Genomic DNA, 16,981 nt, shown 5'->3' with positions numbered 1-16,981 from the left:
AAGCTGCCCGGCATGACGACCGAAATTCCCCCGTTCGGGAAGACGGGGCACACCACCGGCTCCGAGGCGCAGTTCGCCATGACCTTCACCTCCACGCCGCGCGGGGCTCGCCTGGCCCGACGGCTCGCCTCCCACCGCCTGGACGCCTGGGGATTCCCGTACGGCTCGGAGGTGAACGAGACGCTGACCCTGGTCGTGGCGGAGCTCGCCGCGAACGCGGTGACGCATGGCCGGGTCCCCGGCCGCGACTTCCGGCTGAGCCTGACGCTGTCCGCCGCCCGCGATCGCGTACGCGTCGAGGTCACCGACACCAAGGGCGACCGCTTGCCGCCGGCCCGGCCGTGCGCCCCCGGGAGTCCCGAGGCGGAAGCGGGCCGTGGCCTGTGGTTGGTGACCTGCCTGGTGAGCCGGCTGTTCGTCGAGCCACGGAAGGGGGGCGGTCCCGGGAAGACGGTACGCGCCGAGGTGGATCTCCGCGGCGACGTGCACGGGGCCCAGGGAGCCACGGGCTGACCGGATCTCGCTGCCGGAGGAAGCACCGCGGGCCGGTCCGCCCCGGGGACAATGGCCCCATGGCCGATCTCGACGCCCTTCGCTCCCGTTTCGCCCGCGCCCTGGAGGCGGTCCGGGGACCCGGCTCCGGCCCCGACCCGGCGCCGTACGCCGACAACCTGCTGGCCCGGTGGCGGGAGCCGCAGCGCCGCTACCACACGCTCACGCACCTCACCGCCGTCCTGGACCACGTCGACGTCCTCCAGGAGTACGCCGACGATCCGGACGTGGTGCGGCTGGCCGCCTGGTTCCACGACGCCGTGTACCTGCCGGAGCGGTCGGAGAACGAGGAGCGGTCGGCGCGGCTGGCCGAGCGGGCGCTGCCCGAGGCCGGGGTGCCCGAGGAGAAGACGGCCGAGGTCGCCCGTCTGGTCCGGCTCACCGTCACCCACGACCCGGCCGAGGACGACCGTGACGGGCAGGTGCTGTGCGACGCGGACCTGGCGATCCTCGCCGCGCCGCCGTCCGCGTACGCCGCCTACACCGCGGCCGTCCGCGAGGAGTACCACTTCGTGCCCGGCGACGCCTTCCGCGAGGGCCGCGCCGCGGTCCTGCGCCACCTGCTGGAGTTCCCCCGGCTGTTCCGGACGCCGTACGGCCGCGAGAAGTGGGAGGCGACGGCCCGCTACAACCTCGCTTCCGAGCTGGACCTGCTGGCCGTGCGGTAGCCCTTCCCGGGCGGCGGGCCCGGCCCGGTCAGCCCGGTCCCGAGCCGGTCCGCTCCCCCGTCTCCCTGACCGGCCGGGTCACCTGCTTCGCCACGCACGGCGGCAGCCCCGCCGTCGCGCGGGCCGCCTCGCGCCGGTAGACGCTGGGCGGCATGCCGACCAGCTCGCTGAAGCGCGTGCTGAAGGTGCCCAGCGACGCGCAGCCGACCGCGAAGCAGACCTCGGTGACGCTGAGGTCGCCCTGGCGCAGCAGCGCCATCGCGCGCTCGATGCGCCGCGTCATCAGATAGCTGTACGGCGATTCGCCGAAGGCGGCCTTGAACGCGCGGCTGAGATGCCCGGCCGACATGTGCACGCCACGGGCGAGCGCCTCGACGTCCAGCGGCCGGGCGTACTCCCGGTCGATCCGGTCGCGGACACGGCGCAGCCGGGCGAGGTCGCCCAGGCGCTGGGCTTCGGTGGATCTACTGGCCACACGCGCGATGGTGCCACGCCGGGGCGGCGGTGAACACCCGCCACCGGCCCGCCGCCGAGCCCGCCGCCGGTTGAACCGCTGGACCCGGTTGATCCGCTTGAACCGCTTGAACCGCTTGAAATGCGGTCGCCTCCCGGACGCCCGCCCCGTAGCCTGCCGCCCATGCGGAACGTGGGCGGGGAACGAGTCGAAGAGGCCGTCGCGAGCGCCGTGGCGCTGCTGCGGACGGCGGTGGACCGGGACTGGGAGGGGCCGCGGGCCCACAGGCTGGAATGGAGCTGCCGGGCGACGGCGACGCATATCGCGGAGTGCCTCGTCGGCTACGCGGCCCAGCTGACCGGGCGGGCGGCCGACGGCTACATCCCGTTCGAGATCCGGCTGGAGGAGGGCGCCGGCAACGAGGGCGCGCTGCGGGTGATCGAGGCGACGGGCGGCCTGCTCGCCGCCGCCGTCCGCACCACCCCGCGGCAGGTCCGCGCCTTCCACCCCTACCCCTTCCGCAGCGCGAACCGCGAGGGCTTCGCCGCGATGGGCGTCACCGAGGTGCTGCTGCACACGCACGACATCGCCCGGAGTCTGGGACTGGTGTACGAGCCGCCCGCCGAGGTGGTCTCCTACGCGCTGACCCGGATCTTCCCGACCGTCCGGCCGGGCCCCGCCCCCTGGCCCACCCTGCTGTGGGCCACCGGCCGCGGTGAGCTGCCCGGCCGCGCCCCGGTCACCGGGTGGCGCTGGTCGAACAACCTGGTGATCCCGGCCGGCCGGCTCACCCTCGAAGGCGTCACCCCCGCGTCCGCCGCCGACCTGGGCGCGGGCGGCGACGGCGGATTCGCCTGGGCCGGGAGCGGGCCGCTGGAGGGCACCCGCGAGGGGGCCGGGATCGTGGTGAAGCAGTACGAGGAGGGCGTACTGCGGCCCGAGTGGGGGATGTTCGCGCTGGTCCGGCGGGAGGACGGGCTGGCGGTCGGCGCCATGGGCTTCCACGGGCCGCCGGACGAGGACGGCCGCGTCGAAGTCGGCTACGACCTCGTCGAGGCCGCCCGCGGCCACGGCTACGCCACCGAGGCGCTGCGCGCGCTGTCGGCGTGGGCGCTGGCCCGCGAGGACGTCGCGTCCGTGTGCGCGGCGACCGAGCCCGGCAACCTCGCCTCCCAGGCCGTCCTGGCCCGCGCCGGTTTCACCCGGGTCGCCGGGGACGGCGAGCGGCCCGCCTACGAACTGCGCGGCTGAGCACGCCCCTTGGGCCGCCGCAGTCCGGCCGCGCGCAGCAGCCGCACCACCTCGCGGCTGCCGACCCGCACGGCGCCGGCCCGCACCGCGTCGGCGTAGCGGTGCTCCGGGATGTCGTAGTGGTCGCGCTCGAAGGCCCGGCGGGGGACGCCCAGTCGGGCGGCGAAGGCGTGCAGCTCGGCGAAGGAGACGTCGCTGACGAGGTGCGACCACATCCGGCCGTGGCCCGGCCAGGCCGGCGGATCGATGTAGACCGTCACGGGAGCCTCACGAGGACGCCGTGCCGCCGGTGGCGGCGCCCAGCGAGCCCACCGCCGCCACCTTCACGCCGGCCTTGTGGCACACCCAGTGCGGGTCGGGCCCGAGTTCGGGCTCGACGTCCAGGGCGTGCGGGTCGCCGGAGCCGCACACCGGGCACAGGGGCCAGCGGCCGTACCGCTCCAGCAGCGCGTCCTGCACGTCCTGCGCGACCAGGCCGGCGACGTACTCCGCGCCGTCCGGCCACTGTTCGACCCACCACCGCCGCTGCGCCACGGAGTCCTCGACGAGGGACACCACGTCCGCCTCGGCGACCTCGCCCGCGACCAGATCGGCGAGCACGAGGGCGCGCGCCGCGTGCAACGCCTGCTCCAGGGGGCTGATGGGGTCCATGCACCCATTGTGCGCACTCTTGACCCCGGCACCGAACCGAAAATATCTTTCACAGGTGACCGAGAACGTGAAGGAAACTTTCGCACCGGCCACCGGCCGGGCGGGCAGGCGGGGTTCGGTCCCCGTGCCCGCCGCGCTCGTCGCCAAGGTGCGCACGCTGGCCCCCTCGATGACCCGGTCCATGCAGCGCGTCGCCGAGGCCGTCGCGGGCGACCCGGCCGGCTGTGCCGCCCTCACGGTCACCGGCCTGGCCGAGCGCACCGGCACCAGCGAGGCCACCGTCGTGCGCACGGCCCGCCTGCTCGGCTACCCCGGCTACCGCGATCTGCGCCTGGCGCTGGCCGGGCTCGCCGCCCAGCAGCAGTCGGGCGGCTCCCCCGCGATCACGACCGACATCGCGGTGGACGACCCCATCGCCGACGTCGTCGCCAAACTCGCCTACGACGAGCAGCGGACCCTCGCCGACACCGCGGCCGGCCTGGACACCGTCCAGCTCGGCGCGGCCGTCACCGCGCTGGCCACCGCCCGCCGCACCGACGTCTACGGCATCGGCGCCTCCGGCCTGGTCGCCCAGGACCTCACCCAGAAGCTCCTGCGCATAGGGCTGATAGCCCACGCCCCCGGCGATCCGCACCTCGCCGTCACCAACGCCGTCCAGCTGCGCGCCGGGGACGTGGCCGTCGCCATCACGCACTCCGGTTCGACCGGCGACGTCATCGAGCCGCTGCGCGTCGCCTTCGAGCACGGGGCCGCCACCATCGCGATCACCGGCCGCCCCGACAGCCCGGTCACGCAGTACGCCGACCATGTGCTCACCACCGCCACCTCCCGGGAGACCGAACTGCGCCCGGCGGCGATGTCGTCCCGCACCAGCCAGCTCCTCGTCGTGGACTGCCTGTTCGTGGGCGTGGCGCAGCGGACGTACGACACGGCGGGGCCCGCGCTGGCGGCGTCGTACGAGGCGCTGGCCCACCGGCACGGGGCGCGCCGCGCGAGACCGTAGGGCCGCGCGCCGCGCGGGACCGTGGGGCCGCCCCGCCGCGGGAGACCGCGGACGGTCGCGTCCGGCCGCGCCCCGCCCCGCTCCCGTGTTCCCGGGCACATCGCACCCGTCCCCCACCGGAAGTCACCGAAGAGAGCCGCCCGTCATGACCCTGCCCTCCCACCGCCCCGATCTGCGCGCCCAGTTGGAGCAGCTGGCCACCGAGGCGTTCCGCCCCGAGCTGTCCGGGATCGACCGCCTGCCCACCCTGGAGATCGCGCGGCTGATGAACGGCGAGGACGCCACCGTACCCGCGGCGGTCGCCGAGCGGCTCCCCGAGATCGCCGCCGCGATCGACGCCGTGGCCGCCCGGATGGCCCGCGGCGGGCGGCTGGTCTACGCGGGCGCCGGCACGGCCGGGCGGCTCGGCGTGCTGGACGCCTCCGAGTGCCCGCCCACCTTCAACACCGCGCCCGGCCAGGTCACCGGTCTGATCGCGGGCGGCCGGGAGGCCATGGTGTCGCCGGTCGAGGGCGCGGAGGACTCCGGGGACCTGGCGCGGGCGGATCTGGACGCCCTCGGTCTCACCCCCGAGGACGCGGTGGTCGGCATCTCGGCCTCCGGGCGCACCCCGTACGCGGTCGGCGCGGTCGAGCACGCCCGGGCGCGCGGCGCCCTCACCATCGGCCTCTCCTGCAACGCGGGCAGCGCCCTGGCGGCCGCCGCCGACCACGGCATCGAGGTCGTCACCGGTCCCGAGCTCGTCACCGGCTCCACCCGGCTGAAGGCGGGCACGGCCCAGAAGCTCGTCCTCAACATGATCTCGACGATCACGATGATCCGGCTGGGCAAGACCTACGGGAATCTGATGGTCGACGTCCGCGCCTCCAACGACAAGCTGCGCGCCCGTTCCCGCCGGATCGTCGCCCTGGCCACCGGTGCCGCCGACGAGGAGATCGAACGCGCCCTGGCCGCCGCCGACGGCGAGGTGAAGCACGCCATCCTGATCCTGCTGGCGGACGTCGACGGCCCGGCGGCGGCCCGCCTTCTGGAGGACTCCGGCGGCCATCTGCGCGCCGCGCTCGCCGCGGCGGAGGGCTGACCCGCACGCTCGGGGGGTGCACACCGACGCCCGCGCCCTCGCCGCCGCCCTCCTGCCCCTGGTCGGCGGAGCCGCCAACGTCACCTCCGCCGCCCACTGCGTGACCCGCCTGCGCCTGGCCCTGGCCGACCGCTCCCGCGTCGACGAGGCGGCCCTGCGGGCGCTGCCCGGGGTCCTGGGCGTGGTGGAGGACGGCGAGTCGTACCAGATCGTGCTCGGCCCGGGGGTGGTGGGACGGGTGACGGCGGAATTCGAACGGCTGCTGCCGGCCCGCGCGCCCGCCACCCCGCCCCCCAGCACCACGGCGGCCGCACTGGCGGCGCGCGGCGCGGAGTTGAAGGAGCGGCACAAGCGGCGCGGCGCGACCCCCGGCAAGGCGGCCCTGCGCCGCGTCGCCGACGTGTTCGTGCCGCTCATCCCCGCCCTGATCGGCTGCGGCATCCTCGCGGGCGTCGCGGGCCTGCTGGCCAACCTCGGATGGCTGCCCGCCCTCACCCCGGCCCTGTCCGCCCTCGCCACCGCCTTCATGGCGCTGATCGCGGTGTTCGTCGGCCACAACACCGCCAGGGAGTTCGGCGGCACCCCGGTGCTGGGGGGCGCGGTCGCGGCCGTCGTGGTCTACCCGGGCGTGGCGAAGGTGACGGCGTTCGGCTCGGCGCTCACCCCGGGCCAGGGCGGCGTGCTGGGCGCGCTGGCGGCGGCGCTGCTGGGGACGTACGTGGAGAAGTGGTGCCGCGCCCGCCTCCCCGGCACCCTGGACGTCCTGCTCACCCCCACCCTCACCGTCCTGGTCTCCGGCCTGGTCACGCTGTACGTCCTCATGTACGCGGCCGGGCAGGTCGCCTCGGCGACCGGCGCGGCGGCGACCTGGCTGCTCACCCACACCGGCGCCCTGGCCGGCCTGCTGCTCGGCGGCCTCTTCCTCCCCCTCGTCATGCTGGGCCTGCACCAGGCCCTCATTCCCCTGCACGCCACCCTCATCGAACAGCGGGGCCACACCGTGCTGCTGCCCCTGCTCGCCATGGCGGGCGCGGGCCAGGTCGGCGCGGCGGCGGCGGTCTACGTCCGCCTGCGCCACGACACCTCTCTGCGGACGACGATCAGATCGGCGCTCCCGGCCGGACTGCTCGGCGTCGGCGAGCCGCTGATCTACGGCGTCTCCCTGCCCCTGGGCCGCCCGTTCCTCACGGCCTGTGTGGGCGGGGCGGCGGGCGGCGCCTTCGTCGGCGCGTTCGCGATGCGCGGGGCGGAGACCGGGGCGACGGCGATCGGCCCCTCGGGCTGGGCCCTGTTCCCGCTGCTCACGGGCGACGCGGGCCCGGCCGTGGCGGCGGCGGTCTACGGCGGCGGGCTGCTGACCGGGTACGCGGTCGGGTTCCTGGCCACGTACTGTTTCGGCCTGAACGGCGCGGCAGGGGTGCCTGTCGGTGCCGTGTGCGACCCTGAGGGACATGAACCACGCCCAGCTGACCGCCCTGGGCCGCGCCCTGCGCCTCCTCGGTGAGCACGGCGAGGCCCTCACCGCCGACACCCCGGACGCCAGGCTGCACGAGGTCAAGGCGGACCTGAAACGCGCGCTGGACCTGCTGGAGGACAGCGTCACCACGGCGGCGCCGGCCACCCGCTGCCCCGAGCATCCGAACGGCCCGGTCGACACCGCCGCCCCCGACCTGTGCCTGCTGTGCGAGACCCGCCGCCGCGCCGCCCGCCGCGCCGAGTACGGCGGCGGCCCCGCCCGGCCCCGGCCCGCCGAGCCGGCCCCCTCCCGGTACGGCCTGCGGGGCGACCGCCCCCAGCCCCAGCAGCGCTGGCTGCCCGAGGCGTGGAACGGCCAGGCGTGGCAGCTGTGCGGCACCCCGCGCCGCGACCGGCGCGAGGCCGAGCTGTACATCGCCGCCCAGCTGCGCGGACCGCGCCCCGCCACCGCGTACCGTCTCGTGCACGAGTTCACGGACTACGAGGTGCTGCGGGTGTGGGGGACGCCGGTCCGCGTGGACGTGGAGCCGATGGGCTGAACACCCCCGGGCCCGCGACTCCTAGGCGAAGTTCGCGTACTGCCCGGGCTGGTAGTCGCCGGCCGGCTGCCGGGTGATGACGTTCAGCCGGTTGAAGGTGTTGATCAGGGCGATCTGGGCCACCAGCGCGACGAGCTGCTCCTCGTCGTAGTGCTTGGCGGCGTTCGCCCAGACCTCGTCCGGGACCCCGGCCCCGTCCGCGAGGCGGGTGCCCTGCTCCGCCAGCTCCAGCGCGGCACGCTCGGCCTCGGTGAAGACCGTGGCCTCCCGCCAGGTCGCGACCAGATTGATGCGCACGGAGGTCTCGCCGGCCGCCGCGGCGTCCTTGGTATGCATGTCGAGGCAGCCGGCGCAGCCGTTGATCTGGCTGGCGCGGATGTTGACCAGCTCCTGGGTCGCGGTCGGGACACCGGCCGCCTTGAGCGCGTGGCCCGCGGCGACGATGTGCTTCAGGAAGGTGCGCGCGGTCGGGCTGGCGAAGACGTTCAAACGGGCTTCCATGGGCCGTACTCCTCTGCCGTTTCTGCCGTGGTCGATGGCTACACCCCTACGACGGGACGGCCCGCCGCGATGTGACAGCGGCTCCGTGTGACGCGCCTCACCGCTGCGGCATCCGTTGTGTCATCTATCGTTTCTCGATAGATTTCCATCGTTGGACGATCGATTCCGTGGGTCGGCCGGGCCCGACGGCAGACAGACCCGAACGGGACGAGACAGGCAGAAGGAGGGGCGATGGGCAGACTGACGGTGCTGGCCCTGCGCGCCGTGCTCGTGGCGCTGCTGGCCGGCTCGGTGTTCACGCAGGCGGTGATGGTGCCGCTGCTCGGCGCCGACCTGGACGGGGCCGAGGCGGACTTGGGGTATCCGCCGGCCGCCTACCTCACGATCATCGTGCTGGGCGTCGTGGCGGCGCAGGTCGTCCTGGTCTGCGTATGGCGCCTGGTGACGATGGCACGGCGCGGCACGGTCTTCTCCCACGCCGCCTTCCGGTACGTGGACACCGTGATCGGCGCGTTCGCGGCGGCGGCGCTCCTGGTGTTCGCGTTCGCGGTCACCCTCGCCCCGGGCGAGGCCGTCGCCCCGGGCGTCGTCCTGCTGGTCTGCGGCATCTCCCTGGCGGTCCTCGGCGTCGCGCTGATCGTCCTGGTCCTGCGGGCCCTGCTCGCCCAGGCCGTCGCCCGCGACGTCGAGGCCGCGCGCATGGAGGCCGAGCTGGACGGGGTGATCTGATGCCGATCGTCGTCGACATCGACGTGCTGCTGGCCAGACGGAAGATGTCCGTCGGCGAGCTCGCCGAGCGCGTCGGCATCACCCCCGCCAACCTCGCCGTGCTCAAGAACGGCCGCGCCAAGGCGGTGCGCTTCACGACCCTCGCCGCGCTGTGCGAGGTGCTCGACTGCCAGCCGGGAGACCTGCTGCGCTGGGAGGCCGGGGAGACCACCGCCGGGTGACGCCGCTCCGCCCGGCGGTCCGGGCCGGGCCAAGCCCCGCACCAGGGCCCCGGCGGCCGGGTCACGTCCCCGCGCTCTGCCGGTTCGCCCACCGCAGCCGCGCCCGCAGCACCTCCTCCGGAGCCGCCGGGCCCACCGACTCCGCCGGGCACTCCCACGGCCGGCCGCCGGCCACGGGCCGCAACCGCACCGCCCCGCCGACGTGCTCCACCACCTCCCCCATCCGCCCGTCCCGCACGTCCACCACCGGCGTGCCGACCGCCGGACACTCTCCGCGCAGCACCGACGCCAGCCGCTCGGCCGTACGCACGCTGCACCGCCCCAGGTCGACGAGGGCGAACGGCTCGTCGCCCGCGCCGGTCGCGGGATCCACGCACAGGGACGGCAGGATCACACCGACGCCCGCGAGGGCCTTCCGCAGGGACTCCACGACATCTTCGGTCGATCGCACCCTCCACCACCTCCACGCTGAGTCGCACACTGGACACACAGCGTGTTTGCCCCGGGTCCGACCTGCCCATACAGGCGCCCGGCAACCCGCGCCCCACGGCCGGGAGTTGCCCTCGGGCCCGGCCCCGGGGACCACGCTCCGTCATCGCCCGCACGCGACCACGGGGCGACGCTCCGTCACGTGGGAGAGAGAGCCGGGCCGTTCACGACCGGGGCCGGACCGGGGCCGGGGCCGCCCCGGCGCCGGTGGGGGACCGGGGGTCAGCGCGGCGCCGCGGGCGGCCGGCGCGTCAGCTCAGCGTCCGCAGCGACGACGGGTCGTACGGCGCCAGTTCGGCGAAGCGGCCCGCGAGGACCTTCTGGGCCCAGTGCGGGTCCTGGAGCAGGGCGCGGCCGACCGCCACCAGGTCGAACTCGTCACGCTCCAGGCGGTCCAGCAGGTCGTCGAGGCCGCCGAGTTCGGCGCCCCGGCCCTGGAACGCCTCGATGAAGTCGCCGTTCAGGCCGACCGAGCCGACCGTGATGGCGGGCTTGCCGGTGAGCTTCCTGGTCCAGCCCGCGAGGTTCAGGCCGGAGCCGTCGAACTCCGGGACCCAGTAGCGGCGGGTGGAGGCGTGGAAGGCGTCCACACCGGCCGCGGCGAGCGGGGTGAGGATGGCCTCCAGCTCCTCGGGGGTCTCGGCGAGGCGGGCGTCGTAGGCGTCCTGCTTCCACTGCGAGTAGCGGAAGATCACCGGGAAGTCGGCGGAGACCGCCTCGCGGACGGCGGCCACGAGCTCCGCCGCGAACTTGGCGCGGGCGACCGGGTCGCCGCCGTAGGCGTCGGTGCGGCGGTTGGTGCCCGCCCACAGGAACTGGTCGATCAGATAGCCGTGGGCGCCGTGGAGCTCCACACCGTCGAAGCCGATCCGCTCGGCGGCGGCCGCGGCCTCGGCGAACGCGCCGATGACGTCGTCCAGGTCCTGCCGGGTCATCGCCTTGCCGGTGGGCTCGCTCTCGCCGATCCGCAGCCCGGAGGGGCCGACGGCCGGGGCCTCGGGGAAGGGCGGCTCGCCCTGCTTGCGGACCATGCCGATGTGCCAGAGCTGCGGCACGATCGTGCCGCCCGCCGCGTGCACGGCCTCGGCGACCTTCGCCCAGCCGGCGAGCTGCTCCTCGCCGTGGAAGCGCGGCACCCGGTCGCTCTGCCCGGCGGAGGGATGGCCGACGTAGGTGCCCTCGGTGACGATCAGTCCGACACCGGCGGCGGCGCGGCGCCCGTAGTACGACACGACGTCCTCGCCGGGGATGCCGTCCGGGGAGAACTGGCGGGTCATCGGCGCCATCGCGATGCGGTTCGGGACGGTCAGCCCGTTGATCACGGCCGGACGGGAGAGGAGGTCGGCCGCGCGGGAGGCGGCCTCGGAGGCGGTGACGGTCACGTGGGGCTCCTCGAAGCGGTACTGGACGGTATGTGCGCGTGCATGGAACGCACTCCCCCGTCAACCGGCCGCCGCCCGGACGGATTCCGTCCGCGCCACCCGCACCGCTGTGATCCCCGACACCCCGGCCGCCCGGCCGCCCGGGGGCGGCCGGGGCCCGGACGCGCCCGAGGGCGGCACCCCCTGTCTCCAGGGAGTGCCGCCCTCGGAAAGGACGGTCGATCAACCGGAACCGGTCGATCAGAAGTCCATGTCACCGCCCGGCATGCCGCCGCCGGCCGGGGCAGCGGCCTTCTCCGGCTTGTCGGCGATGACGGCCTCGGTGGTGAGGAACAGCGCGGCGATGGAGGCGGCGTTCTGCAGCGCGGAACGGGTCACCTTCGCCGGGTCGATGATGCCTTCCTTGACCAGGTCGACGTACTCGCCGGTCGCGGCGTTCAGGCCGTGGCCCGGGGTCAGGTTGCGCACCTTCTCCACCACGACACCGCCCTCGAGGCCGGCGTTGACGGCGATCTGCTTCAGCGGGGCCTCCAGCGCGAGCTTCACGGCCTGGGCGCCGGTCGCCTCGTCACCCTCCAGCTCCAGCTTCTCGAAGACCTGCGAGGCCTGGAGCAGGGCCACGCCACCACCGGCGACGATGCCCTCCTCGACGGCCGCCTTCGCGTTGCGGACGGCGTCCTCGATGCGGTGCTTGCGCTCCTTGAGCTCGACCTCGGTGGCGGCACCGGCCTTGATGACGGCCACGCCGCCCGCGAGCTTGGCCAGGCGCTCCTGGAGCTTCTCGCGGTCGTAGTCGGAGTCGCTGTTCTCGATCTCGGCGCGGATCTGGTTCACGCGGCCCTGGACCTGGTCGGCGGAGCCGGCACCGTCGACGATGGTGGTCTCGTCCTTGGTGATGACCACCTTGCGGGCCTTGCCCAGCAGGTCGAGGGTGGCGTTCTCCAGCTTGAGGCCGACCTCCTCGGAGATGACCTCGCCGCCCGTGAGGATGGCGATGTCGCCGAGCATGGCCTTGCGGCGGTCGCCGAAGCCCGGGGCCTTGACGGCGACGGACTTGAAGGTGCCGCGGATCTTGTTGACGACCAGGGTCGACAGGGCCTCGCCCTCGACGTCCTCGGCGATGATCAGCAGCGGCTTGCCCGACTGCATGACCTTCTCCAGGAGCGGGAGCAGGTCCTTGACGGAGGAGATCTTGGAGTTCGCGATCAGGATGTACGGGTCGTCGAGGACGGCCTCCATACGCTCCATGTCGGTGGCGAAGTACGCCGAGATGTAGCCCTTGTCGAAGCGCATACCCTCGGTGAGCTCCAGCTCCAGACCGAAGGTCTGGGACTCCTCGACGGTGATGACGCCTTCCTTGCCGACCTTGTCCATGGCCTCGGCGATGAGCTCGCCGATCTGGGTGTCGGCGGCGGAGATGGAGGCCGTGGAGGCGATCTGCTCCTTGGTCTCGACATCCTTCGCCTGCTCCAGCAGGGCGGCGGAGACGGCCTCGACGGCCTTCTCGATACCGCGCTTCAGAGCCATCGGGTTGGCGCCGGCGGCGACGTTGCGCAGGCCCTCGCGGACCAGCGCCTGGGCGAGAACGGTCGCGGTGGTCGTACCGTCACCGGCGACGTCGTCCGTCTTCTTGGCGACTTCCTTGACCAGCTCGGCGCCGATCTTCTCGTACGGGTCCTCGAGCTCGATCTCCTTGGCGATGGAGACACCGTCGTTGGTGATCGTGGGGGCGCCCCACTTCTTCTCGAGGACGACGTTGCGGCCCTTGGGGCCGAGGGTCACCTTGACGGCGTCCGCGAGCTGGTTCATGCCGCGCTCGAGGCCGCGCCGCGCCTCCTCGTCGAACGCGATGATCTTGGCCATGTGAAGTGGTCCCTCCAGGACTGGGGGTGATTCCTCCGGACCGCGCCCGCGCCCGCGACGGACGGCTCGCCGGCCTCGTGGTTCCTTGCCCCACCCGGCCCGCGGGCCTCACCGACCCGGTCCTTCGCTGTCACTCTCACCTTCAGAGTGCTAACGCAATGATTAGCACTCGGGCATGCCGAGTGCAAGCGCCTCTCGGGGTTCGGGCGGGGCGCGCGGCCGCACGCGCGCGGAGCGCGCGCCGGGTTCCGGACACGACGGAGGGCTCGCACCCGTGCCGGGTGCGAGCCCTCCCGAGAAGACCGTTTCGCTAGCGGTCGGTCGCGCGTTCAGGCAGTGACGCGGACCATGTCGGCCTGCGGGCCCTTCTGGCCCTGCGAGATCTCGAACTCGACCCGCTGGCCCTCTTCCAGGGTGCGGTAGCCGTCCATCTGGATCGCGCTGTAGTGGACGAAAACATCCGCACCACCGTCGACCGCGATGAAGCCGTACCCCTTCTCCGCGTTGAACCACTTGACGGTGCCCTGAGCCATGCCTAACTCCCCTATTACTGGCCCTTGCACAGATCCACACTTCGCGGACCCGGGTCAGACCTCACCCCCCAACGACTGGGGGCGTGCGCCGGAACGCGTCGACCGCGGCCGAATGTATCTGTCCAACTGCCGTCTGCAACAGGTCAATCGGACGAGAAATCTGGACGCGCGCGGTCCGGAATGTGGTGAGAATTCGGTGGAATGCCGGGCAAGTCGGGCTCCACAAAGGGAGTGAAAGCCACAAAAGACGCGCACACTTTGGCTACATCTTGTCGGGCGAGCGGCAGGAATTCACGGGTTTCCGATCGGGTGATCGGCAACGTGTTCCCCAACTGTACCGCGCTCAACCACACGGAATTGCCCCCTCCGCTTCTCTTGCGGAGGAGGCGATTTCTCTTGCGGAGGGGGCAAGGCGGGGAACCCGGGAACGCCGCCGTCACCGGAGGCGGCGGCGGGTTCCGGTCAGCCGCCGGCGACCGCCGGGATGATGGACACGCCGGCCCCGTCGGGGGTGGCCGTCTCCAGGCCCTGCTCGAAGCGGACGTCGTCGTCGTTGACGTAGACGTTGACGAAGCGGCGCAGCTTGCCCTGGTCGTCCAGGACGCGGGCGGCGATGCCGGTGTGGTTCTTCTCCAGGTCGGCGATGACCTCGGCGAGGGTCGCGCCCTCGGCGGTCACCTCGGCCTGGCCGCCGGTGTAGGTGCGCAGGATGGTGGGGATGCGGACGGTGACGCTCACGGGGGAATCCTCCGGTCGGGATGACGTACGGGGGGCGCGGACCGAGGTCCTGGGGCCCGGGTCAGGCGAGGCCGGCCTCGCGGAAGGAGTCGAGGGTGGGCCGGATCGTCGCGGTCAGGCCGGTGCCGGCCACCGCGTCGAGGGTCTTCAGGCCGTCGCCGGTGTTGAGGACGACGGTCGTCTTCGCCGGGTCCAGGAGGCCGTTCTCGATCAGCTTGCGGGTGACGCCCACCGTCACGCCGCCGGCCGTCTCCGCGAAGATGCCCTCGGTCCGGGCGAGCAGCTTGATCGCGTCCACGACCTGCTCGTCCGTCACGTCCTCCACGGCACCGCCGGTGCGGCGCGCGATGTCGAGGACGTAGGGGCCGTCGGCCGGGTTGCCGATGGCGAGGGACTTGGCGATGGTGTTCGGCTTCTGCGGCCGGACCACGTCGTGCCCCGCCTTGAAGGCGGTGGACACCGGCGAGCAGCCCTCGGCCTGCGCGCCGAAGATCGTGTACGGCCGGTCCTCGACCAGGCCGAGCCTGATGAGCTCCTGAAGGCCCTTGTCGATCTTCGTGAGCTGGGAGCCGGAGGCGATCGGGACGACGATCTGGTCGGGCAGCCGCCAGCCGAGCTGCTCGCAGATCTCGTACGCCAGGGTCTTGGACCCTTCGGCGTAGTAGGGCCGCAGGTTGACGTTGACGAAGCCCCAGCCCTCGCCGGCCGGGTCGCCGATCAGCTCGGAGCAGAAGCGGTTCACGTCGTCGTAGTTGCCCTCGATGCCGACGAGCTCACCGCCGTAGACGGCGGCCATGACGACCTTGCCCTGCTCCAGGTCGTGCGGGATGAACACGCAGGAGCGGAAGCCGGCGCGGGCGGCGGCGGCGCCGACGGCGCCGGCCAGGTTGCCGGTGGAGGAGCAGGACAGGGTGGTGAAGCCGAAGGCGCGGGCGGCCTCCAGGGCCTGCGCGACGACGCGGTCCTTGAAGGAGTGGGTCGGGTTGCCGGAGTCGTCCTTGACGTACAGGCCGCCGGTGACGCCGAGTTCATGGGCGAGGTTGTCGGCCTTGACCAGCTTGGTCCAGCCGGGGTTGAGGTTCGGCTTGCCGGCGACGTCGGCCGGGACGGGCAGGAGGGGGGCGTAGCGCCAGATGTTCGCGGGACCGGCCTCGATGCGCCGGCGCAGTTCCTCGGTGTCGTAGCCCGAGAAGTCGTAGGCGATCTCCAGGGGGCCGAAACACTCCTCGCACGCGAAGACCGGGCCGAGGGGGACGCGGTGGCCGCACTCCCGGCAGGAAAGCGCCGCGGCAGGCCCGAGGTCGACGGAAGGGGTGGTGCTTGCGACAGTCTGCACAGCCATGTGAGGCGAGGCCCTTTCTCCTCATCTTCCTCGCGGCGCACCTCGCCACGAGACGGATTTGGCACCTTCCCTAGCCGGGAGCCTCGCTCCTGAACGAGAACCGACTGGAGGGTTGCCGGGGCTTCAACGGGCCGTGTCCCTCTGCCCCTCTGGATGAGCTGTATGCGGTTGTGTGAACGCGGGCGAGCAGGGGTGCGACCCCCGACATGCGATGGTCATCCGCGTTGTTCAAGACTGTAACCGACGGCCAGGACAGTTGAGATAGTCGTCCGAACCGCGAGATGGATCACACCGGACCACCGGAAAAGACGCACCGGACCGGATCACCGGGAAAACCGGGCCGGAACCGGGCCCCGCCGGACCGGACGGTCCGGACCGCCTAGCAGACGCGAAGGAGCCACCGACCGTGCTGGAAGAAGTCGAGCGCTGGCTGCGCGCACGCTCCTGGTCCCTGGCCGACCGGCCGCTGCACCAGGTCCTCGCCGCCAAGCGCGCCACGGGGCAGTCGGTCAGCGTCGTGCTCCCCGCGCTCGACGAGGAGGCGACCGTGGGCGACATCGTCGCGGCCATCCGCCGCGACCTGATCCTCCAGGCCCCCCTGGTCGACGAGCTCGTCGTGGTCGACTCGGGCTCCACCGACCGCACGGCCGAGGTGGCCGCCGCGGCGGGCGCGCGGGTGGTCCACCGCGACGAGATCCTCCCGCGCATCCCGGCCGTGCCCGGCAAGGGCGAGGTGCTGTGGCGCTCGCTGCTGGCCACGCGCGGCGACATCGTCTGCTTCGTCGACGCCGATCTGCGCGAGTTCTCCTCGGACTTCGTCACCGGCATCGTGGGCCCGCTGCTCACCGATCCGGACGTGCACCTGGTCAAGGCGATGTACGACCGTCCGCTCACGGTCTCCGGCGCGTCCGCCGACCGGACGGCCGCGGCCGGGCAGGGCGGCCGGGTCACCGAGCTGATGGCCCGCCCGCTGCTCAACATGCACTGGCCGCAACTGGCCGGGTTCGTCCAGCCGCTGGGCGGCGAGTACGCGGCCCGCCGCTCCCTGCTGGAGCAGCTCCCCTTCCCCGTCGGCTACGGCGTGGAGCTCGGCATGCTCGTCGACGCCCTGCACCTGGTGGGCCTGAACGCCCTCGCCCAGGTCGACGTGGGCGTGCGCAAGCACCGCCACCAGGACGGGCAGGCGCTGGGCCGGATGGCCGCCGCCATCTACCGCACCGCCCAGCTCCGGCTGGCCCGCGGCCATCTGATCCGGCCGTCCCTCACCCAGTTCGAACGCGGCGAGGACGGCTTCGAGCCGCGGACGTACTCCGTGGACACCGAGGAGAGGCCGCCGATGGTGGAGGTCGCGGAGTACGCGCGGCGGCGGGTGGCGTGAGCCGGTACGGCCCCCGGCCTCCCGCGCCGGCCGGTGCCGCCGCCCGGCCGGCGCCGGCGTGCGCCCCGCCGCCGGCGGACTCTCCCGTGGCGCCGCGCACGCCCGGCACACGAGTGACCGCGGTGAAAAG

Annotated in this window: 20 protein-coding genes and 1 riboswitch; of the genes, 10 read left to right on the top strand and 10 right to left on the bottom strand. The window is 73.4% G+C overall.

Going from position 1 to position 16,981, the window contains the following annotated elements:
- The first annotated feature begins 12 nt into the window (after positions 1-12).
- Both AB0L74_RS07960 and AB0L74_RS07955 read left to right on the top strand, forming a co-directional pair.
- Positions 13-513 (top strand): ATP-binding protein, encoded by a 501-nt coding sequence (locus tag AB0L74_RS07960; protein ID WP_365647038.1) that lies wholly within the window; start codon positions 13-15, stop codon positions 511-513.
- Positions 514-572: 59 nt separating this feature from the next.
- On the top strand, positions 573-1,220 hold the full coding sequence (locus tag AB0L74_RS07955; protein WP_365647035.1) for a hypothetical protein: 648 nt from the start codon (positions 573-575) through the stop codon (positions 1,218-1,220).
- 28 nt (positions 1,221-1,248) lie between these two features.
- Here AB0L74_RS07955 and AB0L74_RS07950 read toward each other — a convergent pair whose 3' ends face one another.
- Complete coding sequence (locus AB0L74_RS07950; RefSeq protein ID WP_365647032.1) at positions 1,249-1,695, bottom strand: helix-turn-helix transcriptional regulator; 447 nt, start codon at positions 1,693-1,695, stop codon at positions 1,249-1,251.
- Between the two features lie 162 nt (positions 1,696-1,857).
- Here AB0L74_RS07950 and AB0L74_RS07945 point away from each other — a divergent pair, with 162 nt between their 5' ends.
- Positions 1,858-2,925: a GNAT family N-acetyltransferase gene (locus tag AB0L74_RS07945; RefSeq protein WP_365647029.1), complete on the top strand. Its 1,068-nt coding sequence runs from the start codon at positions 1,858-1,860 to the stop codon at positions 2,923-2,925.
- Here the strand turns inward: AB0L74_RS07945 and AB0L74_RS07940 are convergent.
- Together AB0L74_RS07940 and AB0L74_RS07935 are read right to left on the bottom strand one after the other, a co-directional pair.
- Positions 2,907-3,185, bottom strand: coding sequence for a DUF4031 domain-containing protein (locus tag AB0L74_RS07940; RefSeq protein WP_365647026.1), 279 nt, complete (start codon positions 3,183-3,185; stop codon positions 2,907-2,909). The two genes, AB0L74_RS07945 and AB0L74_RS07940, sit on opposite strands and share 19 nt — an antisense overlap.
- A 7-nt stretch (positions 3,186-3,192) precedes the next feature.
- Positions 3,193-3,576, bottom strand: a complete 384-nt coding sequence (locus AB0L74_RS07935) for a hypothetical protein (protein ID WP_365647023.1) — start codon at positions 3,574-3,576, stop codon at positions 3,193-3,195.
- Between the two features lie 55 nt (positions 3,577-3,631).
- Between AB0L74_RS07935 and AB0L74_RS07930 the strand changes: the two genes are divergently transcribed.
- From AB0L74_RS07930 to AB0L74_RS07915, 4 genes are all read left to right on the top strand, one after another.
- On the top strand, positions 3,632-4,579 hold the full coding sequence (locus tag AB0L74_RS07930) for a MurR/RpiR family transcriptional regulator (RefSeq protein ID WP_365647020.1): 948 nt from the start codon (positions 3,632-3,634) through the stop codon (positions 4,577-4,579).
- Positions 4,580-4,724: 145 nt separating this feature from the next.
- Positions 4,725-5,660 carry an N-acetylmuramic acid 6-phosphate etherase gene (gene murQ / locus AB0L74_RS07925; RefSeq protein WP_365647017.1) on the top strand — a complete coding sequence of 312 codons (936 nt, stop codon included), beginning with the start codon at positions 4,725-4,727 and terminating at the stop codon, positions 5,658-5,660.
- Between the two features lie 16 nt (positions 5,661-5,676).
- Positions 5,677-7,164, top strand: a complete 1,488-nt coding sequence (locus AB0L74_RS07920; protein ID WP_365647014.1) for a PTS transporter subunit EIIC — start codon at positions 5,677-5,679, stop codon at positions 7,162-7,164.
- The gene (locus AB0L74_RS07915; RefSeq protein ID WP_365647012.1) at positions 7,112-7,675 is read left to right on the top strand and encodes a hypothetical protein; all 564 of its coding nucleotides are present in this window, start codon (positions 7,112-7,114) and stop codon (positions 7,673-7,675) included. Before AB0L74_RS07920 ends, AB0L74_RS07915 begins: the two co-directional genes overlap by 53 nt.
- A 21-nt stretch (positions 7,676-7,696) precedes the next feature.
- Here the strand turns inward: AB0L74_RS07915 and AB0L74_RS07910 are convergent, their stop codons facing one another.
- The gene (locus AB0L74_RS07910) at positions 7,697-8,176 is read right to left on the bottom strand and encodes a carboxymuconolactone decarboxylase family protein (protein WP_365647010.1); all 480 of its coding nucleotides are present in this window, start codon (positions 8,174-8,176) and stop codon (positions 7,697-7,699) included.
- Between the two features lie 231 nt (positions 8,177-8,407).
- On the opposite strand from AB0L74_RS07910, the gene AB0L74_RS07905 reads away from it, so the two are divergent.
- Both AB0L74_RS07905 and AB0L74_RS07900 read left to right on the top strand, forming a co-directional pair.
- Positions 8,408-8,905 carry a DUF2975 domain-containing protein gene (locus AB0L74_RS07905; protein WP_365647007.1) on the top strand — a complete coding sequence of 166 codons (498 nt, stop codon included), beginning with the start codon at positions 8,408-8,410 and terminating at the stop codon, positions 8,903-8,905.
- Entirely contained in the window at positions 8,905-9,126 is a 222-nt protein-coding gene (locus tag AB0L74_RS07900) for a helix-turn-helix transcriptional regulator (protein ID WP_365647004.1), read from the top strand. Before AB0L74_RS07905 ends, AB0L74_RS07900 begins: the two co-directional genes overlap by 1 nt.
- 61 nt (positions 9,127-9,187) lie before the next feature.
- On the opposite strand, the gene AB0L74_RS07895 is transcribed toward AB0L74_RS07900, so the two are convergent.
- From AB0L74_RS07895 to thrC, 6 genes are all read right to left on the bottom strand, one after another.
- Positions 9,188-9,577, bottom strand: a complete 390-nt coding sequence (locus tag AB0L74_RS07895) for a hypothetical protein (RefSeq protein ID WP_365647001.1) — start codon at positions 9,575-9,577, stop codon at positions 9,188-9,190.
- 289 nt (positions 9,578-9,866) lie between these two features.
- On the bottom strand, positions 9,867-10,997 hold the full coding sequence (locus AB0L74_RS07890) for an NADH:flavin oxidoreductase (protein ID WP_365646998.1): 1,131 nt from the start codon (positions 10,995-10,997) through the stop codon (positions 9,867-9,869).
- A 240-nt stretch (positions 10,998-11,237) separates the two neighbouring features.
- Positions 11,238-12,860 carry a chaperonin GroEL gene (groL, locus tag AB0L74_RS07885; protein WP_365646995.1) on the bottom strand — a complete coding sequence of 541 codons (1,623 nt, stop codon included), beginning with the start codon at positions 12,858-12,860 and terminating at the stop codon, positions 11,238-11,240.
- A gap of 329 nt (positions 12,861-13,189) precedes the next feature.
- Positions 13,190-13,393 (bottom strand): cold-shock protein, encoded by a 204-nt coding sequence (locus AB0L74_RS07880; RefSeq protein ID WP_004986573.1) that lies wholly within the window; start codon positions 13,391-13,393, stop codon positions 13,190-13,192.
- A 462-nt stretch (positions 13,394-13,855) separates the two neighbouring features.
- Entirely contained in the window at positions 13,856-14,131 is a 276-nt protein-coding gene (locus AB0L74_RS07875; protein ID WP_029387398.1) for a MoaD/ThiS family protein, read from the bottom strand.
- Between the two features lie 61 nt (positions 14,132-14,192).
- Positions 14,193-15,473 carry a threonine synthase gene (gene thrC / locus AB0L74_RS07870; RefSeq protein WP_365646992.1) on the bottom strand — a complete coding sequence of 427 codons (1,281 nt, stop codon included), beginning with the start codon at positions 15,471-15,473 and terminating at the stop codon, positions 14,193-14,195.
- Between the two features lie 18 nt (positions 15,474-15,491).
- Positions 15,492-15,633, bottom strand: a riboswitch (SAM riboswitch).
- Positions 15,634-15,879: 246 nt separating this feature from the next.
- Here thrC and AB0L74_RS07865 point away from each other — a divergent pair.
- Positions 15,880-16,851, top strand: a complete 972-nt coding sequence (locus AB0L74_RS07865) for a glucosyl-3-phosphoglycerate synthase (protein WP_365646989.1) — start codon at positions 15,880-15,882, stop codon at positions 16,849-16,851.
- The last annotated feature ends 130 nt before the right edge of the window (positions 16,852-16,981 follow it).

The organism is Streptomyces sp. NPDC052020 (assembly GCF_040680575.1).
Taxonomy (GTDB): domain Bacteria; phylum Actinomycetota; class Actinomycetes; order Streptomycetales; family Streptomycetaceae; genus Streptomyces.
The sequence above is the reverse complement of the archived record's forward strand: the minus strand, read 5'-3'. Positions and strand labels throughout refer to the sequence as shown.